At 64.4% G+C, this 23,920-nt stretch carries 20 protein-coding genes and 1 tRNA gene; 2 read left to right on the forward strand and 19 right to left on the reverse strand.

Annotated elements, in window-relative coordinates; genetic code table 11:
* Positions 1–86 precede the first annotated feature (86 nt).
* The 3 genes from UNPA324_RS04255 to UNPA324_RS04265 are packed head-to-tail and all read right to left on the reverse strand — an operon-like array spanning position 87 to position 3,081.
* On the reverse strand, positions 87–1,133 hold the full coding sequence (locus tag UNPA324_RS04255) for a DNA polymerase III subunit delta' (protein ID WP_128921774.1): 1,047 nt from the start codon (positions 1,131–1,133) through the stop codon (positions 87–89).
* Positions 1,130–1,816 (reverse strand): dTMP kinase, encoded by a 687-nt coding sequence (gene tmk, locus UNPA324_RS04260; protein WP_128921773.1) that lies wholly within the window; start codon positions 1,814–1,816, stop codon positions 1,130–1,132. The genes UNPA324_RS04255 and tmk overlap by 4 nt, the downstream gene beginning before the upstream one ends.
* Positions 1,817–1,818: 2 nt before the next feature.
* Positions 1,819–3,081 carry a D-alanyl-D-alanine carboxypeptidase family protein gene (locus UNPA324_RS04265; protein WP_181769288.1) on the reverse strand — a complete coding sequence of 421 codons (1,263 nt, stop codon included), beginning with the start codon at positions 3,079–3,081 and terminating at the stop codon, positions 1,819–1,821.
* A gap of 153 nt (positions 3,082–3,234) precedes the next feature.
* Here UNPA324_RS04265 and UNPA324_RS04270 point away from each other — a divergent pair, with 153 nt between their 5' ends.
* Positions 3,235–4,188, forward strand: coding sequence for an alpha/beta fold hydrolase (locus tag UNPA324_RS04270; protein WP_141933672.1), 954 nt, complete (start codon positions 3,235–3,237; stop codon positions 4,186–4,188).
* Here UNPA324_RS04270 and UNPA324_RS04275 read toward each other — a convergent pair.
* The 6 genes from UNPA324_RS04275 to UNPA324_RS04305 all read right to left on the reverse strand — a co-directional run bounded on the left by UNPA324_RS04275 (position 4,185) and on the right by UNPA324_RS04305 (position 9,737).
* The gene (locus tag UNPA324_RS04275) at positions 4,185–5,111 is read right to left on the reverse strand and encodes a septal ring lytic transglycosylase RlpA family protein (RefSeq protein WP_128921771.1); all 927 of its coding nucleotides are present in this window, start codon (positions 5,109–5,111) and stop codon (positions 4,185–4,187) included. The genes UNPA324_RS04270 and UNPA324_RS04275 overlap by 4 nt on opposite strands.
* Before the next feature lie 782 nt (positions 5,112–5,893).
* Entirely contained in the window at positions 5,894–6,184 is a 291-nt protein-coding gene (locus tag UNPA324_RS04285) for a hypothetical protein (RefSeq protein WP_128921770.1), read from the reverse strand.
* A gap of 24 nt (positions 6,185–6,208) precedes the next feature.
* Complete coding sequence (locus tag UNPA324_RS04290; protein WP_164936550.1) at positions 6,209–6,529, reverse strand: DUF1476 domain-containing protein; 321 nt, start codon at positions 6,527–6,529, stop codon at positions 6,209–6,211.
* A 226-nt stretch (positions 6,530–6,755) separates the two neighbouring features.
* Positions 6,756–6,947 (reverse strand): hypothetical protein, encoded by a 192-nt coding sequence (locus UNPA324_RS04295; RefSeq protein ID WP_128921768.1) that lies wholly within the window; start codon positions 6,945–6,947, stop codon positions 6,756–6,758.
* A gap of 139 nt (positions 6,948–7,086) precedes the next feature.
* A complete protein-coding gene (locus UNPA324_RS04300; RefSeq protein WP_141933674.1) occupies positions 7,087–7,752 on the reverse strand; it encodes an endonuclease/exonuclease/phosphatase family protein in 666 nt (221 codons plus the stop codon).
* Positions 7,752–9,737 carry a VTT domain-containing protein gene (locus UNPA324_RS04305; RefSeq protein ID WP_246667113.1) on the reverse strand — a complete coding sequence of 662 codons (1,986 nt, stop codon included), beginning with the start codon at positions 9,735–9,737 and terminating at the stop codon, positions 7,752–7,754. Before UNPA324_RS04305 ends, UNPA324_RS04300 begins: the two co-directional genes overlap by 1 nt.
* Before the next feature lie 383 nt (positions 9,738–10,120).
* Between UNPA324_RS04305 and UNPA324_RS04310 the strand changes: the two genes are divergently transcribed.
* Positions 10,121–10,729: a sll1863 family stress response protein gene (locus UNPA324_RS04310; protein ID WP_141933678.1), complete on the forward strand. Its 609-nt coding sequence runs from the start codon at positions 10,121–10,123 to the stop codon at positions 10,727–10,729.
* A 3,035-nt stretch (positions 10,730–13,764) separates the two neighbouring features.
* Here the strand turns inward: UNPA324_RS04310 and UNPA324_RS04320 are convergent.
* The 10 genes from UNPA324_RS04320 to UNPA324_RS04365 form a co-directional block, all read right to left on the reverse strand.
* A tRNA-Ser gene (locus UNPA324_RS04320) sits at positions 13,765–13,854 on the reverse strand.
* Between the two features lie 311 nt (positions 13,855–14,165).
* The gene (locus UNPA324_RS04325; protein ID WP_141933682.1) at positions 14,166–14,489 is read right to left on the reverse strand and encodes a hypothetical protein; all 324 of its coding nucleotides are present in this window, start codon (positions 14,487–14,489) and stop codon (positions 14,166–14,168) included.
* 241 nt (positions 14,490–14,730) lie between these two features.
* On the reverse strand, positions 14,731–15,048 hold the full coding sequence (locus UNPA324_RS04330; protein WP_128921763.1) for a hypothetical protein: 318 nt from the start codon (positions 15,046–15,048) through the stop codon (positions 14,731–14,733).
* Between the two features lie 396 nt (positions 15,049–15,444).
* On the reverse strand, positions 15,445–17,295 hold the full coding sequence (gene ilvD / locus UNPA324_RS04335) for a dihydroxy-acid dehydratase (protein ID WP_128921762.1): 1,851 nt from the start codon (positions 17,293–17,295) through the stop codon (positions 15,445–15,447).
* 272 nt (positions 17,296–17,567) lie between these two features.
* On the reverse strand, positions 17,568–18,428 hold the full coding sequence (locus tag UNPA324_RS04340; protein ID WP_141933684.1) for an ABC transporter permease: 861 nt from the start codon (positions 18,426–18,428) through the stop codon (positions 17,568–17,570).
* Complete coding sequence (locus UNPA324_RS04345; protein ID WP_181769643.1) at positions 18,425–19,354, reverse strand: ABC transporter permease; 930 nt, start codon at positions 19,352–19,354, stop codon at positions 18,425–18,427. The genes UNPA324_RS04340 and UNPA324_RS04345 overlap by 4 nt, the downstream gene beginning before the upstream one ends.
* The gene (locus UNPA324_RS04350; RefSeq protein ID WP_141933688.1) at positions 19,354–20,340 is read right to left on the reverse strand and encodes an ABC transporter ATP-binding protein; all 987 of its coding nucleotides are present in this window, start codon (positions 20,338–20,340) and stop codon (positions 19,354–19,356) included. Before UNPA324_RS04350 ends, UNPA324_RS04345 begins: the two co-directional genes overlap by 1 nt.
* Positions 20,337–21,320 (reverse strand): ABC transporter ATP-binding protein, encoded by a 984-nt coding sequence (locus UNPA324_RS04355; RefSeq protein WP_128921758.1) that lies wholly within the window; start codon positions 21,318–21,320, stop codon positions 20,337–20,339. Before UNPA324_RS04355 ends, UNPA324_RS04350 begins: the two co-directional genes overlap by 4 nt.
* Before the next feature lie 2 nt (positions 21,321–21,322).
* Positions 21,323–22,960 (reverse strand): ABC transporter substrate-binding protein, encoded by a 1,638-nt coding sequence (locus tag UNPA324_RS04360; RefSeq protein WP_141933690.1) that lies wholly within the window; start codon positions 22,958–22,960, stop codon positions 21,323–21,325.
* A 29-nt stretch (positions 22,961–22,989) separates the two neighbouring features.
* The gene (locus tag UNPA324_RS04365) at positions 22,990–23,805 is read right to left on the reverse strand and encodes a sugar phosphate isomerase/epimerase family protein (RefSeq protein ID WP_141933692.1); all 816 of its coding nucleotides are present in this window, start codon (positions 23,803–23,805) and stop codon (positions 22,990–22,992) included.
* Between the last annotated feature and the right edge of the window lie 115 nt (positions 23,806–23,920).

Consider the following 23,920-nt stretch of genomic DNA (forward strand, 5'->3'; position numbering starts at 1 on the left):
CAAAATTTTGGAAACGAACCTGCGTCAGGTCGTTGTCTGCGCATGACCCTTTCGGAAAACCGCTGCGCACCTTTCCGGATCATGCTCTAGCGCGTTGCGTCCGCCAGCCAGCCGAACACCGAGAAAACCAAGGGCTTGCGCTCCAGATTGTAGGTTTCGGTGTCGCGCGCGGCGCGAACGATCTTTTCCCATACCTCGCTTAAGCGCGCAAGGCGCGGCAGGTTCTGGTTGGCATTGGCCTCGTCCGCATGCAGCCGTTCCGCGATCCAGCGATCGATTCCGTCGATGAAGGCGGCGAGCGCGACGCGGTCGCTGGCGCCGAGCGAATCGCCGAGCGTGTGCAACTCGCGCGGATCGACCTGTGGCAGGCGCGCAAGCAGCGCGGCCGTGCGCTGCTGGAGCTTCAGCGCATCACCGCCGAGCAGTGTCAGGGCCCGTGCAACGCTGCCCTCGGAGGCCTCCGCCGCCTCGCGTAGCGCAGGATCGTCCGGATCGAGCTCGGCGGCCGCAGCCGCAGCCCCGATCACATCATCCGTGGCCAGCGGCCGCAGGCGCAGCTTGCGGCAGCGCGACTGGATCGTGGCGAGCACGCGTGCGGGCGCATGGCTCACCAGGAGGAATAGCGATTGCTGCGGCGGCTCCTCGAGGATCTTCAGCAGCGCGTTGGCCGCGTTCGGATTGAGCTCGTCGACGGTGTCGACGATGCAGACACGCCAGCCTTCGACCGCCGCGGTCGAGCCGAAGAAGCCGATCGTCTCGCGCGTCTCATCCACCGTGATCACGGTACGCATCACGCCGCGGTCGTTGGCGGTACGCTCCAGCGTCAAGAGGCCGCCATGCGAGCAGGCCGCCACCTGTCGCGCCACGGCGTCATCCGGATCGATCGCAAGGTCTTGGGCGCTCTGCACGGCGGGCGCCAGCGGCTGGCCATGAGCGAGCACGAAGCGCGCCATGCGGTAGGCCAGCGTCGCCTTGCCGATCCCTTGCGGCCCGCCGATCAGCCAGGCATGCGGAATCCGCCCGCTCCGATAGGCCGTCAGCAACGCCGCCTCGGCCTCGCGATGGCCGAACAGCCTCGATGTCTCGCGCGGATGCGGAATGGCGCTTTCGCGCTCGGTCTGACGCCGGCTCATGCGGAAACCACCGAGGCTGGTGTCGGCAGGAGACGATCGCGCAGCGCCGCCCAGACTCGGGCCGCGACCGTATCAGGGTCGGAATTGGCGTCGATCAGCACGCAGCGCGCCGGATCGTCCGCAGCGATCTTGCGATAGGCCTCGCGCAGGCTCTGGTGAAAGCTGAGCTGCTCGCTCTCGAACCGGTCGGGCGTGCCGTTGCCGCGGCGCGAGGCGGCGCGCTGCAGGCCGATCTCGACCGGCAGGTCGAGGATGATGGTGAGGTCCGGTTTGAGGTCGCCGATCGTGACCCGCTGCATCGCGTTGATCAGGCCTTCAGGCACGCGGCCGAGGCTGCCCTGATAGGCCCGCGTCGAATCCGCGAACCGGTCGCACAGCACCCAGGTGCCCTGGTTGAGCGCTGGCAGGATCACGGTGCGGACATGATCATCGCGCGCGGCGGCAAACAGCAGCGTCTCCGCCTCGGGACCGAGCAGCTTGCCCATGCCCGACAGCACCAGATGGCGCATGATCTCGGCGCCCGGCGAGCCGCCCGGCTCTCGGGTGACGCGGATGCGGAGCTTGGCCGCCTTGAGGCGGTCGGCGAGCTTCTTGATCTGGGTCGACTTGCCCGTGCCCTCGCCGCCTTCAAAGGTGATGAAGCGTCCGCGTCCGGACGGCCGCTGTAGCGCGCTCTCACTCATGATCAGAGCTTCTCGGCGCCTGCGCGGAACATGCCGATCACGAGCTCGCTGGCGCCGTCGATCGCGCGTCGCACAGTCGAGCCGGTGCCGATCGCTTCGGCCGCATAGACCGGCGTCTCCACCGCGATGTTGCCGCTGCGCCAGACCCTGACCACGCCGACCTTCTGGCCGGCCTCGACCGGCGCCCGCACCGGGCCGTTATAGACTACGCGCGCAATCAGCTTGTCGCTACCGTTCTTGTGCACCATCACCTTCACCGGAGTCTTGGCGACGAGCCTGACCGAGCGGCTCTCGCCGCCGAACACCTTGGCGTAACCGACAGGCTGGTCGGCCGCGATCAGCGTGCGGGTCTCGAAATTGCGGAACCCCCATTCCAGCATCTTCTTGGCTTCCGTGGCGCGATCCTCGGGGTCTTCCAACCCGTTGACGACGACGATCAGCCGGGTGCCGTTCTGCACCGCCGAGCCGACCATGCCGTAGCCGCCTTCCTTGGTGTAGCCGGTCTTGAGGCCGTCGGCGCCCTCCATCGAATTGAGCAGCGGGTTGCGATTGGGCTGACGGATCTTGTTCCAGGTGTACTCCTTCTCGCCGAACAGTTTGTAGAACTCCGGGAAGTCCAGGATGATGTGCCGGGCGAGAATGCCGAGCTCACGCACCGTCATCTTGTTGGCGGGATCGGGCAGCCCATTGGAATTGCCGAAGGTCGACTTGGTCATGCCAAGCTCGCGGGCGCGCTTGGTCATGAAGTCGGCGGCGAAGATCTTCTCGTTGCCCGCCATGGCCTCGGCAAGCGCGATGCAGGCGTCGTTGCCGCTCTGGATGATCGCGCCGTGCAGGAGATCGTCGACCGAGACCTTGCTGTTGATCGCGGCGAACATGGTCGAGCCGCCCGAGGGCGCGCCGCCGCGGCGCCAGGCGTTCTCGCTGATCCGGTACTCGTCGGTCAGCTTGATGTCGCCCTTCTTGATGGCGTTGAAGACGACCTCCGCCGTCATCAGCTTCATCATGCTGGAGGGCGCGCGCAACTCGTCGGCGCTCTTCTCGAACAGCACGCTGCCGCTGGAGGCTTCCATCAGGATCGCGGTCGGGGCATCGCCGTCGAAGCCGGCATCGTCCGTCTTCTTGGCGCCCTGGATGCTCTGGTTGGCGGCCAGAAGCGCCCCGCTCCAACCAATGCCCACAACCAGAACCGCAGCGACCAGCCCGCGTGCCAGCGTTCCGGCGGTGAGCCAGTTGCGACGAAGCAAAGGAAGACGAAATGCCATGGCGAAGCCCTGAGAGAGGCGTTCTAACAGTTGGAACAGATGCGAACAACACGCGGTTCGATGTCTGTCCCTGAGATTGCACGATTCTCGCCGCGCCCCTATCGTGGCGCCTTATGTTTTTCGACCAAACCCCTGAAACAAGGCGGAAAAGCGATGTCTTCCACCCGCGTGATCAAGGCCAACGGCATCGATCTCTTCATCCGCGAAGCCGGCCAGGGTCCGCTGGTGGTGCTGTGCCATGGCTGGCCGGAGCTGTCCTATTCCTGGCGCCACCAGATCCCCGCGCTCGCCGCGGCCGGGTTTCACGTCGTCGCCCCCGACATGCGCGGCTACGGCCAGAGCGCGGCGCCGCCTGACCTGAATGCCTATTCGATCTTCGACACGGTCGGCGACGTGGTCGGCCTGGTGCAGGCGCTCGGCGAGACCAAGGCGATGGTGGTCGGCCACGATTGGGGCGCGCCGGTCGCCTGGCACGCGGCACTGTTCCGGCCTGACATCTTCACGGCGGTCGCGGGGCTGAGCGTGCCGCCACCGTTCCGCGGCCGCGGCAAGCCGCTCGACCTGCTGCGCCAGGGCGGCGTCACCAATTTCTACTGGCAGTATTTCCAGGCCCCCGGCGTCGCCGAGGCCGAGCTGGAGCGCGACGTCGCGCGCACCATGCGCATCGTGCTCGGGGGACGTGGCCTTGCAGATCCCACAGCCGCCATGTTCGTGCAGGAGGGCAAGGGCTTTCTCAGTCACGCGGCCGCCGAGGAACCGTTGCCCGGCTGGCTCAGCGAGGCTGATCTGGCCTATTTCACCGAAAGCTTCCGCAAGTCCGGCTTTCGCGGCGGGCTGAACTGGTACCGCAACATCGACCGCAATTGGGAGCTGACCGCGCCCTGGCAGGACGCGCAGATCCATCAGCCCTCGCTGTTCATCGCAGGCTCCAAGGACGCCGTCATAACCGGCCTGATCGGCGCCAAGCGCGTCAACGAGCTCGATCGCGTGCTGCCCAATCTGAAGCAAAAGCTGATCCTCGAGGGGGCCGGCCATTGGGTGCAGCAGGAGCGGCCCGACGAGGTGAACGCGGCGCTGGTACAATTCCTGAAGGCCAGCGCGGCCTAGTAGAGCCCGCGGCCGCTCAGGATGCTGCGGGCCTCGGCGGCGCCACTGGCCGAGGAAGATGTGCTCTCGGCTGCATAGCGGCCGTCCTCGTCATAGGACACCGCGCGGGCGTTCTGGAGCGCCCGGCCCCGGCTGCGGCTCGACGCCGACATTTCCGAGGTCGCATTGAGCGAGGCCATGTCGGCCGAAGTGTTGCCGAGATTATAGGGCCGCCCCTCCGGCATCGGCACGTCGCCGCGAATGGCACCGCGGCTCGATCCCGGCAATTCCGGCACGAAGGGCCTTGCCGAGGCGACCCGGACCATCGAGGGCGACGGTGCCGGAACGCCGGTGCGCAGGGTTGCCATGAGCTGGCGGTCGTCGGAGCCTTCGAGCGGCGCCCGGCCGACATATTCGACGCGGACCCTGGCGACACCATTTCCTTTGAATTCAAGGAGTTCGGCGGCCTTGTTCGAGACGTCGATGAGGCGGTTGCCGTGATAAGGCCCGCGGTCATTGACGCGGACGATCAGCGACTTGCCGTTCGAGATGTTGGTTACCCGGGCGTAGCACGGCATCGGCAGGGTTGGATGCGCCGCGGTGAGCGAGGCCATGTCGAACACTTCGCCATTGGCGGTCAGGCGGCCGTGGAAATCGTCGCCATACCAGGACGCCATGCCCTCGGCGCGATAGTTGACGTCCTCCTCCGGCACGTAGGTCCTGCCCGCCACGACATAGGGCTTGCCGACGCGGTAGGTGCCGCCGCCCTTCGGCACGGGGTCCCCGAAAGCCACAACCCGGGGGCTCGACGACACGCCGTATTTCGGATCGACGCGGCTGGCGAATTTGTTGGAGGAGGCGCAATTGGCAAGCGCAACGCAGGTTGCGACCGCCGCAACACCACGCGCGGCCCGCAAAACCGAATCTGACCGTCGGATCCCCATGCGCCCCAAATACCATTCCGTCGGAGGTCTGCCCAACCCGCTTTGACAACGGGGCAGCCTGTCCGGTCCTTTGATTCCGAGGCGGCCCACCACCTCTCGGAAGCAGTAACGATAACGCAACCCGAACACGGCGGAAATGGGGAGCCTGCAGCGATCCCGCCGGGATGGTAAACGGGACGTTCGCATTTTTCCGTTGTTCTACGGAGCGATGGCACCTGCGCTGTGCCACGGATGGACATTCTGTTGCGCCAAATCCTCACTCCACCCCCATTGTCGCTGGCTTCACTTGAATTCTTTTGACTGTGCAAGGCCGCACGCGTTCTCTCGGATGCAAGGGCGGGATTTGGAATTTAACGATGATCGAGACGGTTTCGGCACTGATGGGTCTGGTAAGCGCGGGGATCTTCCTGGCCCATGCGTTTGAAGGCTACCGCACGAGGGCCTGAAGGCACTCGCGCGGGACGGCAAGCATCACTTCTTTCAAGACGGCGCGTTCGGACAATGTTGATCGATCCGACCGGGCATCGAAGACGAGAGCGGCAGGTGTCCCATGCGCAACCATGACCTGGTATCCGATGGCTTCCTGGCGTTGACCGCCGGTGGCTTGGTCCTGCTCTGCTCGAGCCTCGTGGCACTGGTCTTCGCCTGAGCTCCCCGCTTCTTGGCATTTTCCAACCGCGGCACCGCCGCGACGCAGCGCGCAACGCTACCGGTCTCCTTCACTTGATTGAGTGTCTGCGTTCGGAGCCTCGCCTTGAATTTCAGGATGGGTCGCGCGCCGCTCAACGGAGGCCCAGCAGGGAGCGGCGATAGAGGCCGCTGCGGGCCTCGTTCTGGCAGACGAAGCTGCCGTTGAAGCCCTGGCCGTACCGCTTCTGACCTTTGCGATAGTAGACGCCCTTCCTGAAATCGAGCCAGACCACTCTGTCGTGCGGACAATGACGCTGCGCCTGCGCCTCGTAGCGAAACGGCGTCAGCGGTGTCGCCGACACCTCCGCGGCGCCGGCGCCAATCATGATCGCGCCGGCGAGCGTCATCCCGCCGACCCATCTGCCGAAGCCGCTTCGCCTCACTCCCCGCCTCCCGATCAGCGCCGTCTATTGCCTGTCTGCTTCGAGCTGCGCGAGCGCCTGATGCAGGCACTGCTGGAGCTGCTGCGCGACCTGCTCACGCGCGACGCCTGCGCCGGCAAGATCGCCCGACACCTTGTCCAGCACCTCGTCCATCGTCCTGTCTTCCAGATGGTCCGTCACCAGCGTCGTTGCGTAGTTGTCGGCGGCATCGCCGTTCAGGCCGAGCCGGCTTGCGGCCCAGAGACCGAGCAGCTTGTTGGACCGGGCCGTGGCCCTGAACATGAGTTCCTCGTCGTGGACGAATTTGGCCTCAAAGCCCTGCTCGCGCTTGTCGAACGTGGTCATGGTCAGCTCCATTGCGCTTTCGCTGATGAGGGTCGGGACTGGCTGGAGGCGAACGTCTCCGCGGTTCACGCTGGTTCAGGTTTGCCCGAAGCTTCCTCCCGGACGGCGAATGCCGTCAAGCCATCTGGCACGTCGCACGGCACAACGAAAGCGCCCACCGGCACGAAGGCCGGTGGGCGCGTCTGGATCGGTTCAAGAGATGTCCGGGTTAGGCGAAGGTGTTCGCTCAGCCCTTGCTCGCGGAGGCTTCACGCGCGAGGCGTTCGGCTCTGAGCCGCTCCTTGTTGGCGTAAAACGCCTTCTGCGCCGCTTCATGGTCGCGCATGGCCTTTTCGGCCTCGATCCGGCGTGTCGCATCGCGCGCCTGGCGCTGCTCGGGGGTTAGGGGTTTGCGTCGGAAGGAAAGGTCTTCAGTCATGGCGAGATAACACGGGTGTGAGGAAAAAGTTCCCTCGCCTCCCCCCGTACGCGGCCTCAAACAAAATATCGAAAAACAACCCCATGCACAGTAGCTATGCTGTTGTAGAACAAAGCTTTTCTATTGGCCTTAAAAGCCCCTAGATCTCGATCTCGGCAATGACCGGCAGATGATCCGAGAAGGCTCTCGCCTCTTCATCGGTCCACACTTTCCCGATCCGGCTGTCGGATGTCGCATAGATCCGGTCAAGCCGCATCAGGGGTAGACGCGACGGGAAAGTTCGCAGCCGGGTACGGTTTGGACAGACCTGCGCGAGCACGCGCCGTACTGATTTGACCCAAAACCAATCGTTGAAATCGCCGAGGACGATGGTCCTCGCTGGCTTGACCAGGCTCACCAGGGCCTGAGCCTGCGCATAGCGCTCGTGGATGCTCAGGCCCAGATGGGTGGCGACCACGCGCACGTCGCCGACCGGCGTCAGCAGGCTGGTCGCAATGGCTCTGCGCGGCTCGCGCTCGCGATACGACACGTCGACGATCTCGGGCACCCCCGAGAACGGAAAGCGGCTCAGCAGCATCTGACCGTAGTCGCCATCCTCAGTGACGATCGACTTGGCGTGAACGCGGTGATCGCCGACGACACTCGCCAGCTTCGCAAACGGATCGTCCGGCCTCGAGCGCGAATCCACCTCCTGAAGCGCGACGACATCAGGAGCCCATTTGCGGACGATCGAGCAAACACCCTCCAGATCGAACTTCGGATTGAGGTTGAACGTGCCATGCACATTCCACGTCATGAAGCGCATCAGCGCCTCCCGGCAAGCCAGGTCGCGACGAATTGCGCGCCCGCGCAGATGCCGAGCCAGCCGAGGAACGCCAGCACGAGCGGCAAGATGCTGCTCCAGGATGCATCGCGGGCGACATCCGCGATCTGAGCCCCCAGAACCGCCATGGCAAGGATGCCAGGCGTCATGCCCAGCACCGTACCGACGAGGAAGTCCCGCAGCGGCAGCGTGCTCGCACCCGCCACGACATTCACCACCGAGAACGGTGCGATGGGGATCATTCGGATGACGACGACAGCCAGAATACCCTTGCCGACGACGCGGCCCTGGATCCGCGCGGCACGCCGTCCAAGCAATTGCTGGAGCCGCTGTCGTCCGAGTGCCCGTCCGATCACGAATAGGACGAAGGCGCTGAGCAGGACGCCGGCGGTCGCCGTGACGAAACCCAGCCATGGCCCAAGCGCGGCGGCCGTTGCTGCAATGAGCACGAGCACCGGAAACACCACCAGTCCGCCGACGACAAAAGCCGCGATCGCGAATGGCGGCCCCCAGACGGACTGGGAATAGGCGGATAGCAAATTCGAGATGCGCCCCGTGTCGGCAAAATCGCTTAGGGATGTGTACGACCAGGCCATCGCCAGGCCAAAAAGCGCCACGGCGATCGACACGATCCCGATGATGGTCTTGGTGTTCCACATACGAGATGCCGCCCGCTCGAGGTGAAGCGGCCGCTCAGGGTCCGCCACCGGCTGAACCATCGTGGCCAGAGTGCTGGTCAAAACCGAGGACTCGACCTCCCGCAGCGCCTTCGCGCGATCAGCTCTCGATACCTCGTCCAGGAGCGCAAAAAGACGATCCTCGCCTTGCGTGACGCTCCGTTCGTCGAGGCCGCAGAAATGGGCGATCAGGCGATGGCGGACTGAAGCGACGAACTCCCGATGCTCATCGGAAGCTGCTTCAAAGATCAGGTCACATTCGCTATCGGCGCCCATCGACCGGTTGTTCAAATTGGCCGATCCGATCCGCAAGATCCGGTCGTCCACGATCATGAGCTTGCTGTGTACCATCACGGCCGCTTCCGTGTCCCCATTGCGCGAGACCGGGTAGACGAAGCGGATACGATCGGCCACTCCCGGCTCGCTGAAGCAGTCGATAAAGGCCCCGCGGCCGTTTTGCATGGCCTGGGATTCGAGCCACGAGGAATGCAGTTTTGGCGCGACTACCAGAACCCGAAGCGAAGGCACGCGCTGCATCTGATCCGCCAGTTCACGCGCGATCTTGGTGGCGCTGGTAAACTGGTTCTCGATGTAAACGAAGCTCGTTGCGGAACGGATCGCCGCAATCATGGAGCGTTCGACCTCCTTGATGGTCGAACCCATGGGGCAGACGACGTCGGTCCTGGCGATGCCCACGGGGATATGCTCGGCCTCGACCACCACGTGCGAGGGCCAGCGCGTATGTCTCAGCGCGCGCCGACCATGCGTCTGTTGGCCTGCCGCGCGCCAGCGCTCCTCTGCAAGCTCGCACAGCGAGGCGGCAGCATCCCCGTCGACCAGGCATTGGACGTCATGAAACGGCGGATATGGCTTGCCCTCGGGATCGCAGCGCAACGGCTGATCGGCGCAATGCTCGCTCGTGTCCCAGCGCCTGATCGTCAGATCGAGCCCGCCGACGAACGCCAGTGAACCGTCGATGCAGACGATCTTCTGGTGCTGGGCCGAACCGAACGGAAGCGTGGAATCCAGTTCAAACCGGACGCGGCCGTCGGTGTCGGCGGTGAATTTTGCCGCGGAATTCCATTCCCGTTCGGAGGCGTAGAACGAGACGAAGTCCCAGACGAGAATGTTGATCCGCAAAGCCGGCCGGCGGTGGACGAGTGCGCGCAGGAATGGGCCAAGCTGTTCGGGCAAGCCGTCATCCGCCCGCCCCGTGGCTCCGACCAGCCTGGTCTCGCTATGGATATCCCAACCGACGATGTAGACGAGATCCTGCGCCTCGAGCAGCACCGCGCGCAGAGCCGCAAAATATGCGGCAGCATCGTTTAGAATCGCCACGCGCCGCGCCTTGCACCGTCGCCAGACGGTGTCGCCGGGGATCAGGGTCGATGAACTCTGAAGCAGGTGGACCTCGCAAATTCGCCTTCGCGGTCAAACGCGCTGAACACTCAAGGGGTTCCACACTTCAGGGATGCGGTTCGTGGGCGACGGCCGGAGATAAGGCCCTCGATCAGACCGATCAGCTTCTGGCGCCGCTCCGGCACGGGGCGCGGCGCTGCACGGTGCGACACCGCAATCTCAGTTTCGTGAGACCGCAACCATCATTGAGACAGGTCAATACGAGCTGGCCCAAGCTCTGAGAACCTCACGTCGACAAGCAGATGGAGACGGCCATGTCACAGCAGAGCAGCATGCATTTCTACCTCAATTGGGCCAAGGAGCGGATCGACGAGATGGATGCCGCATTGGCCTCGTTCGAGGTCAAAGCCGGCCAGGCCAAGGCCGAGTCCAAGGTGAAGACGGATCAGCTCCTGTCCGATCTGACGAAGCGCCGTGACGAATTTCAGGCGATGCTTAAGACCCAGGCGAAAGCAGGTGAAGCCGCCTGGACCAACGCCAAGGCCGACCTGGAAAAGCAATGGGCTGGATTCGAAGCCCAGATGAAGATCTACTTCGAAGGCGCCGGCAAACAGTTCGAGCAGCAGCAGGCCACCTTCAAGGACGTCGCGGCGGCACAGGCCAAGGCCTGGCGAGAAGCGGCGGACAAATTCCGCGAGGCCGCGGGCAAAGTGGCCGCAGCCCGCACCGTCGATGTCGATGCCGCGCTCAAGCAGATGAAATCCGATGCGTCCGAAGCAGAAGCGCGGCTGCAGAAGCTGAAGCAGGCCGGCAGCGAATCCTGGTCGGTCCTCAGCGCCGCCCTCGCCGAATCCCGCAAGGCATTCGATCAAGCGAACCAGGCTGCGTGGGACACGCTGAAGGGCGCCAATCCGAAGAGCTGAGGTTTCTGCTTCGCCGGCGTACCCGCCAAAATGTGGATGTAGGAGCGCGTGTGCCGTCGCCTGAGAGCAGGCTCAGTTCACGCGCGTCGCGACTACGGGCAAAGGCGTCATTGACCTCTTACCTAATGCAGGACCCGCGCGGCTTCGGCGAGCCGGACCTTCTCTCTTAGCTCCTCGAGCTCCTGAAGCATTTTCAGGATATCTGGCAACGCGCGTACACGTTCAAAAATTCGGGCCTTTTGTCCCATCGCTCCACGCCTCCATCACGCTGACGGCGAGCGACATCAAGGCGTAAGCACGCAAATTTTCCCCTGCCGGGGAATGGACAATCTTAACCAAATCATGTGGGAGGATCGCTGAGCGTTAGAACGCCCGAAGCGGTCCCTTTGCCGCGGATGGCGCCTCTTCCGCGACAGGCGGGCCATCGGCCTTGCCGGGCCGGCACTGGCGCAGTTTGTTTCTGAAGCGGGGATGCCAGCCAATCGAGTGTGCCCAACGCGGCCCGCGCGTTCATGGTGGCGGACCTCGCACTCCGGCGCTCTGATCCACAATTGGAGCGGGGGAGCTACCCTCGCGCTGCATAAAAATTCGCCTTGTAATCGTGCTCGGCTACTGTCGTAATGCTAAGATTGTTGAGATGTTTTTCAGTCTGCTTGTGTTGAGGTCGTGATGAGTATTTACGATCAAACTTTCGATTTCGCTGTTGCACTGCACCAACGCGTCGCATTTCTCGAATGTCGAATTACCGAATTGGACGTCCTGCGAAACCGATTGGCGCAAGCCCAGTTGCGCCGTTCGCGGTCAAGGTCAGGGCGTACAGCTTCCAATAAACTAAGGCGGCGCCGTCAGTGTAGGTAACTTTCCGCGCAACCCACCCCGAGTTGCCATTTGCCCCTCCAGCTGCAAGCTATGGGCAATTCGTGAGTCGGGGGGATTCATGGAACGGATGCCGTTTGAGAGCATGTCTCTCGAAGAGCTGTGGCGACTCCACACGGTCGTCAATGACATTCTCGCCGCGAGACTCGTGGCAAAAAAGGAAGAGCTTGAACGACGATTGGGGCTGCTCAACCCGAGAGACAAGCCCCCCAATTGATAAGATCCGCGGCCGGCCCGTCATTCGCGCTGACTAGCCCTGGGGCCTCCAGAGTTCTATCGCAACGCACTCTCGCGCGCAGCATTAAGATCCGCTTTGGTCGCAGGAATTGCTGCTGCATCAGCGGACGGTCGGCTTGGGGGCGGTTCACTAAGGTCTCGCGCCCATCGTGCGCCGGATCGAACCGTCGAGCTGGAGTTGGCGTGATCAGAGCTCACGCAAGCAGAGACAAGTAGGCCAGCAAGGCCGACCAATACCGCTCGCGTCGTCGCCTGGATGCACATGCTCGTCTAACCGAGATGCTGCCGAATCGATCCTCAGATCATAAGCCGATCTCGGAAAACTCCCGAAAATGATGCCGTAGGAGCGTGGCAGGCCTTCTGGTCACCGCAACGTTGCAATCCTCAGTATGGGCCAATCAGGGGCTGTGGCTCGCTCGTTATGGCCCCATCCGCGTGAAACCATTTTCCCGCGCCGCGAAGTTGGCCTGAAACAAACGAGGGCCAGCCTCCTCTCTCCCAGCGCATGTCCCCAGACGGGGAACTACCTCTATGATCAACCCAACGTGGACTCGCAAAGCGCGTAAGCTCGTTATCGCAAATTTGCTGATCGGTGCGGCCGCTCTGTTAGGATTGACCGCTTACGAACCAGTCTCAACTGCTGCCCTCGGTAGTGAATGGCAATGCAGCAGAGCGGCATTTGTCGTAACGATGTGTCATCACGTCACTGACGAAGTTATGACACAGAAAACGGCCGCCCTGGATTAACCGGAGCCATCTGCTCCAGCGCTGATTGTTTAAGCCCAGATTCGGCGACGCGACCGAATAGAGCGCCGGCAGCGAATCCTGGACGGTCCTCAGCGCCGACCGCGCCGAATCCCGCAAGGCGTTCGATCGAGCGATCCAGGCTGCGTGGGACAGGCTGAAGGGGGCTAATCCGAAGAGCTGAAGGTGTCGGTACGTCAAACCCGCCAATCGAAAAGAGACGGTGGAGCGCGCGTGGTCGGCCGCAAGCCAGGCTGTTGCCGACTGCCTTCAGGCCCACGTATGGTCGGGAGCTAGGGCTTTCCGCGGGCCCGCCGGTTCACGCTGGCGGGCCTTCGTTCAATGCTCCCCTTGGCCAAGCTCCATAAGTCGGCCGATTAAACATTAAAAATAAATTAAATGAATTAAATGGTGGACGAGATTTAAATTTGGATTAGGATGCGAATGCTTGGCGCCGGACGCACGCGTCAAGGACCTCCTGGAAGCGGCTCCATCATCCCTGCCCCCTGCTTATGCCGTCCAACGGATGTAGGAGCCGCTTCTTTGGCAAATTTGGGAGGCGAGTCATGCAGTTCCTGTCACTAGGTGATTTGTTTTTCATCTCCGCAGCAACGGGTACGCTCCTACTGGTTGAGATCGGAGTTTTAATCATTGTGGGCGTGATCTGAGCCGGACGTTCTCCGGTCAATTTCAATTTCCGGACTCCCGGGCCGGCCTTTTTCATGCCTGTGATCGCAAGTTTGGGATTCCCCCTCTCGAAGTCAGACCTCACGTCGGCGCCCCGGCTGCCGCAGCCCTGGCAGACGAAGGTCTTCAGCGGCCGGCCGTCTGCATGCGTGGGTGTGTGGCGCTCTTGGCGAGGCATGTCGCCATCGGCGCCGTTCGCTGGCGAGAGTCAAATTATCGATTCTTAGTGGCTTGGAACGAGCGCGAGCTATTGCGGGTCGCAGGTGTCGATAAGTGCCGCCCTTCCCTTTCGATCGCCTGCTGGTAGCTCTCGGCCATCTCAAGCAGAGCTGCGCCGCTTGCTGCATCGGCATCTTCAGCCATCTCGCGACACAGTGCGGCCTTTTGATTCAGGAGGCTGATACGACGAGCCCGGCGCCAATTTCTAATTGTACGTCGATTGTGCGTCGAACGAATGAAACCGAGTCAAGTGATTGATTGTACTGATCTTTTGGCGGAAGGGGTGGGATTCGAACCCACGGTACCCTTGCGGGCACGCCGGTTTTCAAGACCGGTGCCTTAAACCACTCGGCCACCCTTCCAAGTCCGGAATGGCTGTCGCTTAACGCAGTCGACCGCGTAAGGCAACGCGAAGTTGCCCCCTCGCCTCAAGCCCATCCGCCCGCCCTCTGTCAGGCGAGCGTCAGCCTACTCCTCTAGCTTGGGCCTCAGGTTCGGCGCTGCCGCGCGCCGACGTCTCGGCAATCCCGGACACTGGCGACATCTCCCAGGGCGTCGCCGGTTGCGAGGCCCGGCAGGATTGGTCTCCATGTCCGGGCCTCGCTTTGCTGCTCGCAAAAGAAAACGGCGCCCCGTGTGGAGCGCCGCTCAAGGCCGGTTTGTTTCCGTTGGCTCAGTACCCGCACGACGCGCAGTTCATCTGCACCGGGGCGTAGTAGGAATAGCCCGGCGAGACCATCTCGACGCGCTGGCGCGTGGCGTATTGCGGGGGGATGTGCTGGTACTGCACGCTCGGCGGCGCGACCATCACCGTCTGCGGCACCATCACGGTGTGGTATTGCGCCGGCGTGCGATGCGCGACGACGGCGCCCGGCGAGACCATCACGGTCTCATCGACGGTGCGATATTGCGGCGCGACGTATTGCTGTTGATAGCAGGTCTGGCACGGCGGCGGCGCGTAGCAATTGTAGCAGCCGGCGGAGGCTGCGCCCGTCATGGACATCGCGGCGACGGCGGTAGAGAAAACAACAGCAAGAGTACGCGACATTATGTGATGCCCCAGTTGCCCGAAATGGATTTGCGAAGGTCGCAGCAATATACGCCGCAAAATCCTAGGCTGCCGAAGTTCGTCGGGGCATCCTTAATGCGAACGGCCGATCACGGCCGACCGGTAAGAACTCATTGACCACCCTCATCATCGCGCGACGTGCCGTTCAGCCGCGTGCGGTGGCCGAGCTTCAGTGCCTCGCGGCTCTTTCCAAAAATTCCAGCAGCGAGGGATCTGTCTCCTCGAGTTCGACAAAACGGCGGCGAAGCTCGTCGGCGACATCTGCGGTGGCATCTCGCGACCATCCCTCCGCGGTATTGAAGGCCACGATACGTACCGGATGGAGATATTGCCCCTCCGCGAGATGTCTGAGCAGGGTCGCGCGATTGGCGTCCTCCTCGGCCGTCTCGCACCAGGCGCGGCCGAGCCGCCGGCCGAAGTCATCGAGCACGAGATAGACCTCGCGGTCTGTCGCGATTTGCGGCACGAGTGATGGAGAATGACTCATGGCTAACTCCGCTACTGGCGATCCGGACGGATCTCGAATACGGCCACCGCCTCGCCCGGATTTGGAAAAATGGATTTCAGCTATTTTTTTCTTAGGATGGCACGACCAAATAATAAATAAAATTAAAATTAATGAAATTTAAATAGCGTTATGTGGATAAATGCATTAGTCTGAAGGTGCCTGGCGGGCAAGCCCGCACGTCGGGTGCCCACTTCGCAAACGGCTCCCGCCTCCACCCCCAATAGCCCACGCCCCGGACGGCGGGGGCCGTTTCTTTGCGGATGTCCGTCGCGGCTCCACATGTCTATCCTGCAACAGCGCATCTGCGCTTGCGTGGGAGATCGGCATTCGCTCCGCAGCAATCGATCCAGCCTCGTGGCGCCGCCGATCAGGCGCCTATCTCAAGCGACGCTTGACCTCGCGCACGGCGCCGCGCGCGGCGCTGGTGGTGAGCGCGGCGTAAGCCTGCAGCGCAGTGGAGACGTTGCGTTTGCGACCCGTCGCCTGCCAGGCGGCATCGCCCTTCGCCTCTTCCTCGGCGCGTCGCTTGGCAAGCTCCTCGTCGGAGACTTGCAGCGTGATGCTGCGGCTCGGGATGTCGATGGCGATGATGTCGCCGGTGCGGACCAGGCCGATGTTGCCGCCTTCGGCGGCTTCCGGCGACAGATGGCCGATCGACAGGCCCGACGAGCCGCCGGAGAAGCGTCCGTCGGTGACGAGCGCGCAGGCTTTGCCGAGGCCCATCGATTTCAGGTAGCTGGTTGGATACAGCATCTCCTGCATGCCGGGGCCGCCGCGCGGGCCTTCATAGATAATGACCACGACCTCGCCGGCGACGACCTTGCCGCCCAGAATGCCTTCCACTGCCGCGTCCTGGCTTTCGAACACGCGCGCGGGGCCTGAGAACTTCAGGATCGAGGCGTCGACGCCGGCGGTCTTCACGATGCAGCCGTCCTGCGCAAGGTTGCCGTAGAGCACGGCAAGGCCGCCGTCCTTGCTGAAGGCATGTTCGAGATCGCGCACGACGCCCTTCTCGCGATCAGCATCGAGCTCGTCGTAACGGCGCTCCTGGCTGAAGGCGACCTGGGTCGGGATGCCGCCGGGCGAGGCGCGATAGAAGGTGCGCACCGTCTCGCTCTTGGTGCGCTTGATGTCCCAGCGCTCCAGCGCCTCGTTCATGGTCGGCGCGTGCACGGTCGAGACCGAGGTGTCGATCAGGCCGGCGCGGTCGAGCTCGCCGAGGATGCCCATGATGCCGCCGGCGCGATGGACGTCCTCGACATGTACGTCGGCGACCGAGGGCGCCACCTTGCACAGCACGGGCACGCGGCGCGAAAGGCGGTCGATGTCCTTCATGGTGAAGGCGACCTGCCCCTCATGAGCGGCGGCGAGCAGATGCAGCACGGTGTTGGTCGAGCCGCCCATCGCGATGTCCAGCGTCATGGCGTTCTCGAACGCCTTGAAATTCGCGACGTTGCGCGGCAGCACGGATGTGTCGTCCTGCTCGTAATAGCGGCGGACGAGATCGACGATGGTGTGGCCGGCCTCGACGAACAGACGCTTGCGGTCGGCATGGGTCGCGACCACCGAGCCGTTGCCGGGCAGCGCGAGGCCCAGCGCCTCGGTCAGGCAGTTCATCGAGTTGGCGGTGAACATGCCCGAGCAGGAGCCGCAGGTCGGGCACGCCGAGCGCTCGATCACCTTGACGTCGTCGTCGCTGACCTTGGAGTCCGCGGCGGCCACCATGGCGTCGATGAGGTCGACGGCCTTGGTCTTGCCGGCCAGCTTGACCTTGCCGGCTTCCATCGGGCCGCCCGAGACGAACACGGCGGGGATGTTGAGCCGTAGCGCGGCCATCAGCATGCCGGGGGTGATCTTGTCGCAGTTGGAGATGCAGACGAGGCCGTCGGCGCAGTGCGCGTTGGCCATGTACTCGACGCTGTCGGCGATCAATTCGCGCGACGGCAGGCTGTAGAGCATGCCGTCATGGCCCATGGCGATACCGTCGTCGACCGCGATGGTGTTGAACTCCTTGGCAACGCCGCCGGCCTGCTCGATCTCACGGGCGACGAGCTGGCCAAGATCCTTGAGGTGGACGTGGCCCGGCACGAACTGGGTGAAGGAGTTGACGACCGCGATGATCGGCTTGCCGAAATCGCCATCCTTCATGCCCGTCGCGCGCCAGAGGCCGCGGGCACCCGCCATGTTGCGGCCGTGGGTGGTGGTGCGGGAGCGATAGGCTGGCATGGCGGTTTCCGTCCTCGGGTTGGGCCGGGCGGGAAAATTGAAGCCGCCTCAGGCCTTTGTGGCCGGATAGCGCACGGGCCGGGCGCGCGCAACGGGAACTTGGGGCGGACAGGGCTCCCCTGCTCCCGGCGCGGGCTCTCTCACGTGCCCCGGACGCGGCGCAGCGTCTCTTCGACGGTGCGCTGCAGAGCCGGGGCCATTTGGCAGCGAGTGCTGTGGCCTCCTGGGTCCCGGCTCGCGCTTCGCGCGTCCGGGCACGGGATCCGCGCTTCCTATTGCAGCGTCGGATCCAGCCGGTCGCGCAACCAGTCGCCGATCACGGAGACGGCCAGCGTGGTGATCACGATCGTGGTGGCTGGCGCCAGCATGATCCAGGGCGCCCGGGTCAGATATTCCCGGCCGTAACCGACCATGTTGCCGAGGCTGGTCATTGGCGGCTGCACGCCGAGGCCGAGGAAGGACAGGCCCGATTCCATCAGGATCACCTCGGGGAAGACCAGCGTGGTCGAGACGATCAGGGTCGAGGCGATGTTGGGCAGGATGTGCCGGAGATAGATCCGGGGTGGCGTCGCGCCTAACTGGCGGACCGCGGCGGCGTAGCCTTGCGCGTTGGCGGAGATGGCAAGGCCGCGCGCGATGCGGGCATAGCGCTCCCAGCCGAACAGGCCCATCAAGCCGATCAAGAGCGGCAGCGAATTGCCGAAGAAGGCGAGCACCGCAAGGGCCATGATCAGGAAGGGCATGCTGGCCTGGAAGTCGGTCAGCATCAGCACGAGCTGCTCCACGGCCCCGCGGAAATGCGCGGCGAGGAAGCCGAGCTTGGTGCCGACGATCGCCGAAATCGCGGTCGCGCCGAAGGCGATCAGCAGCGAGATGCGGATCGAGACGAGCAGACGCGACAGCACATCCCGGCCGAGCTCGTCGGTGCCGAGCCAGTGCGCGGCATTGCCGGGCGGCGCCAGCCGGTTGCGCAGATCGAGCTGGGTAAAACCGTAAGGCGCGATCTTCTCGGCGAAGGCGGCGATCACCAGCATCGCGACGATCCAGGTCATCGCCAGCGCAACCGAGACCGGAATCGCCGGCAGGCTGATGCGGCGGCGGATGGCGGTATCCTTCAGCGCGGCGTCCGTCATGCATGCGCTCCCTTGGTCCGCAGGCGCGGATCGAGAAAGCCGTAGAGGAAGTCGACGATCAAATTGGACGTGACCATGGTCATCGCGACCAGCAAGAGGATGCATTGCACGACGGCAAGGTCGCGGTTGGCGACGGCGACGACCAGCAGGCGCCCTACCCCAGGCCAGGCAAACACGCTCTCGACCACCACCGCACCGGCGATCAGCGTACCCACCATGAAGCCGAGAATGGTCACGGTCGGGATCGCCGCGTTCGGCAGCGCATGTGAGGTCACCACCTTGCGCCACGGCACGCCCTTGGCCGAGGCGGTGCGGATATAGGGCTGGCCCAGCACCTCCAGCATGGCGCTGCGGGTGAAGCGCGCCAGCACGGCGGCGCCCCCTAAGCTCAGCGTCGTGATCGGCAAAATGGCGTGGCGCCAGCTGTCCTGTCCACCCGAGGGCAGCCAGCCGAGCTGCACGGCGAAGACCAGAACCAGGATCAGCGCGAGCACGAAGCTCGGCACGGTAAAGCCCGCAACCGCCGTCATCATCACGGCGCGGTCGATGGCGGAGCCCCGGTGCAGCGCGGCGTAGATGCCGGCGGGAACGCCGAGCGCGACCTTGAAGAAGAAGGCCGGCAGCGTCAGCGCCAGCGTCGCCGGAATGCGCTCCAGCACGAGCTCGATCGCGGGCCGTCCGTCGCGCATGGAGCGGCCGAGCTCGCCCTTGGCGATGGCGCGGAAATAATCGAGATACTGAAACCAGATGGGATCATCGAGACCCCAGGCCTTGCGGAAGGCGGCAAGCACCTCGGGTGGCGCCTCAGGTCCCAAAATCATCAGCGCGGGATCGCCGGAGAGCCGCAGCACGACGAAGGCGAAGGTGACGACGAGCACGATTGTCAGCGCTGCGCGTCCGAAGCGAATGGCGAGATAGCGTCCCATCACGCCGCATTCCGCGTTTGCGCGCCCGTCGCGAGGTGGCAGGCCACCTGGCGCTCGCCGCCGACGGCCGAGAGCGTCGGCACCTCGCTCGCGCAGCGCGCGATTGCGCGTGGGCAGCGCGGATGGAAGGCGCAGCCTTGGGGCCGCGCCGCCGGGTTCGGCGGATCGCCTGAAAGCACGATGCGGCCGGCGCTGCGGCGGCCAGGTGCCGGCGATGCCGAGACCAGCGCCTGCGTATAGGGGTGCTCCGGTCGCGCGAACAGATCGTCGGCGCTGCCGATCTCGACGATGCGGCCGAGATACATCACCGCGACAGTCGTGCTGATCTGCCTGACCACGCGCAGATCGTGGCTGATGAACAGCAGCGTCAGCGACAACTGCGCCTGGAGATCGCAGAGCAGGTTCACCACCTGCGCCTGGATCGAGACATCGAGCGCACTGACCGGCTCGTCGCAGACGAGGAAATCGGGCTTTGTGGCCAGCGCCCGCGCCAGCACGATACGCTGCCGCTGGCCGCCGGAGAGCGCACCGGCATAACGCGCGCCATGCGCCGGCGTGAGCTCGACCGCGCGCAGCAAGTCGCGCACACGCTCCTCGCGATCCGCGGGCGTGCCGATGCCGTGAATGTCGAGGGGCTCGCGGATTTGCGCCCCGACCGGCAAGCGCCGGTCCAGCGCGCCGAGCGGATCCTGGAAGATCATCTGCATGCGCGCCCGCTGCGCGCGCCAGGCGGCCGTCTCGGGCACGGCCATCGGCTTGCCGTCGAACCGCACCTCGCCGCGATCGGGCGGCTCGAGGCCGAGCACAATCCGGCCAGTGGTCGACTTGCCCGATCCGGACTCGCCGACGAGACCCAGCGTCTGCCCCTTGGCAATCGCGAGCGACACCCCGTCGACGGCGTGCACGGCCGTAGCTCGGCCGAACATGCCGGAACGCATTGCATAGCTGCGGGAGATCGTGGACACCTCGACGAGCGGCGGGCTCATTCGGCGGCGATCCCAAGCAGCGCGCGGCGGAAGGCCTCGGCGCGGATGCAGGCCACGCGGCGGTCATTCGCGATCGGCGCCAGGCTCGGCGCGGCATGGCCACACGGCTCAGATGCCAGCGCGCAACGCGGCGCGAAGGCGCATCCACCAGGCATTTTTGCGGGATCAGGGACCGTTCCGGGAATGGCGGTGAGGCGCCGGCGGGGCCCGTCGAGCGGCGGCAGCGCGCCGATCAGGCCCTGCGCATAGGGGTGCGCGGGATCGGCGAAGAGCTGGTTGCTGGGGGCTTCCTCGACGATGCGGCCGGCATACATCACTGCGACGCGATCGCAGTTCTCGGCGACGACGCCGAGATCGTGGCTGATCAGGACCATCGCCATGCCGAACTCGCGGCGAACCGTCGAGAGCAGATCCAGAATCTGGGCCTGGATGGTGGCATCGAGCGCCGTGGTCGGCTCGTCCGCGATCAGGAGGTCCGGATTTCCGGCGAGCGCCATCGCGATCATGATGCGCTGGACCTGGCCGCCGGAAAATTCGTGCGGATAGGCTTCCAGCCGACGGCCCGCGTCGGGAATGCCGACCAGATCGAGCAGCCGCCGCGCTTCCGCCTTCACGGCATTGCCTTGGAGATCACGATGCAGCGCCAGCGCTTCGCAGAGCTGCCTGCGGATGGTCAGTACCGGGTTGAGCGCGCTCGCCGGATCCTGGAAGATCATGGCGATGCGCCCGCCCCTGACATGGTCGAGCTCGGTGGCCGGCGCGCCGAGGATCTCGCGCCCCTCGAGCCGCACCGAGCCGGAGACCTGCGCATGCCGCGGCAAGAGTCCGAGCGCGGCGAGCCAGGTCACGGACTTGCCCGATCCGGACTCGCCGACGAGGCCGAGGGCCTCGCCCTTGCCGAGCGCGAGATCGACCCCGCGCAGCACCGGCACGCCGCCGAAGGCGACGCCGAGGCCTGCGATATTGACCAGCGGTGTCACGGCTACGCCTCGAAATTGCCGGCGCGGAAATCCATCGCGAAGGCCGGCGATGCCTTCCACTTGATCGATTTCGGCTTGGCCGTGAAGGTCGCGTTCTGGTGCAGCACCGTGTAGGCGGGGTCCTCGCGCTCGGCGATCTCCAGCATGCGGCGGAACGCCTTCTTGCGCGCAGGCCGGTCGGTCGAGGTCTCCAGGAACTCCGAGAGCTTGTTCAGCTCGACATTGGTCCATTCGCCGATCTGCTGCTGCTGGCCGTTCGGCCCGTGCTGGGCGACCAGCGACGACACAGGATCGTTGAAGGCGGCCGAGTTCGACCAGTCGCGCACGGCACGCGTGGGCGCCCGCTCCATGATCTGCGACCAGTTCTCCTTGGTCTCGATCTGCACGTTGAGGCCCACCGATTTCCACATCTCGACCAGCACCTGCGCGGTCGCGACCTGGTTGGTGTAGTAATTGTTGAGCAAGCGATAGGGAATCGGATCGCCCTTGTAATTGGCCTGCTTGAGCAGATCCTGCGCCAGCTTCGGATCGTAGGCCGGCACGCTCCAGTCGGCGTTGAACATGTCGCCGTAGAACTCCCATTGCAGGCCCTTCGGCACGCGGGTGCGGCCGGCCCACAGGCTGTCGACGATGGCCTGGCGGTCGATCGCATGGGTGAAGGCGCGCCTGACAAGCGGATTGGCGAGCACGGCGTGGTTCTTGTCGAACACGGTCAGGCGGTGGTTGAGGATGGTGCCGCCCTGCACTTCGAACGCCGAATTCTTTTCGATGCCGGCGATCTGGTCCGGCGGGATGTCGCAGGCGAACTGGTACTCGCCCGAGAGCAGCCCGTTGATGCGGCTCGCCACTTCAGGCACTTCGAGGAAGCGGATGCGCTTGAGCGGCGGACGGCCGCCCCAATATTCGTCGTGTGCTTCCAGGGTCAACGACACGTCGGGCTTGAGCTCGACGACCTTGTAGGGACCTGTCGTGACGGGCTTGCGCGCCCAGTCGAGATAGCTTGCGGACTCCTCCCACGCGCGGCGGTTCATGATGTCGGAGCCGTAGCGCGACAGCCGGCCTTCGATGGTGACGTCGGGCGTCGCGTTGTAGAAGCGCACGGTGTATCTATCGACGGCATCGACGCGCACGAGGTCGGGCCAGATGCGGCGGGCGACGGCGGGCACATCAGGCGGCAGCTCCTTGCCGGGCCGCGGCGTCGGGATCTTCTCGAAGGCCTGGATCGTGGAGCGGCTCTTGGCCTCGGTCTCGCCGAACATGCGCTCGCGGCTGAAGGTGAAGACGACGTCCTCGGCCGTGAGCTCGTCGCCATTGTGGAATTTGACGCCCTGGCGCAGCTTCACCTCGACGGTCTGGTCGTCGATGCGGCGCCATTCGGTGGCAAGGCCCGGCACGGCCTCCAGATTGCCGCGCCAGTTCTTCGAGATCAGCCCTTCCCAGATTGAGGAGAAGAACACGCGCTCGCCGACATTGGACTGCTCGCGCAGCACGTCGAGGACGTTCGCATTGGTGACCTTCTGCACGGCGATCGTCACCGACGGACGATTGTCGCCCTGCGCGATGGCAAAGCGCGGCAGCAGCAATGTGCTTGCGGCCGCACCGCCGGATTTCAGGATGGTGCGACGGGTAAAATTACTCATGGCGGTAACCCCTGCCCTGGATGATGCTTTTATTCGGCGAGACCGAGCGCGGCGAGATGGGCTGCGCCGGCGCGGACGTCGTCGTGATTGCGGAGTTCGAGGATCAGCCGCGGGTTGGACGTGAGCCGTCCCAGCGCGCGGAACACGGCGCCCCAGGGGATGTTGCCTTCACCCGGGGCCCAGTGCCGGTCGGCAAATCCGTCGGTGTCCTGCAGATGCACATGCGTCAGCATGTCGCCGGCGGTCTCGACATAGTAGTCGACCGGCGGTGCGCCGGTGGAGATGTGCGCGTAGTTGGCGTGACCCGTATCGAGCGAGACGCGGACCTTGCTGCTTTCGAGCGCCCTTGCGAGACGGACGCGGTCGCGCGGATCCTTGTCCTCGATGTTCTCGATGACGATCTCGCAGCCGATGGTTTCCGCTCGCGCGATGACTTCGGCGAGCGTCGCCTTGACGCGTTCGACGAGATTGCCGCGGTTGTCCGGATAGAGATCGAGATTGTTGTGGTTCCAGGTCGTGAATGGCGAGTGGATCACCATCTGCGTCGCGCCGAGGAACTCGGCGGCTTCCAGGCCCTGAAGCAGGCGCTTGGTCACCGCCTGGCGGATCATGGGATCGTGGCTGTCGATCTTGAAGCCCCAGAAGGGACCATGGATGCCAAGCCGGCCGGTGTGGCCGGACAGCATCTGCTTGATCTCGCCGGCGGTGCTGCGCCAATCGCTATCGAGAAGATCGGCGCGGAAGAAATCCTGGATTTCGAGATCGCGCTGCCGCTCCAGAAGCCAGTCGCGATGCGCAGGGATCGATTTGATGGACAATGCGGCGCCCAACACCGGCTTCGACATGGCTTGCTCCTTGGCCGTCAGCGATGACGTGAGCAGCGCTAGACCAGTTCGATGACAGGCCCGTGAATGCAGGTTCCGTAGCGCCGGGAGATGTGGACATCCTGCCGACCGCGCG

Origin of the sequence: Bradyrhizobium sp. UNPA324 (genome assembly GCF_006658635.1) — a bacterium.
GTDB classification, from domain to species: Bacteria; Pseudomonadota; Alphaproteobacteria; order Rhizobiales; family Xanthobacteraceae; genus Bradyrhizobium; species Bradyrhizobium nanningense.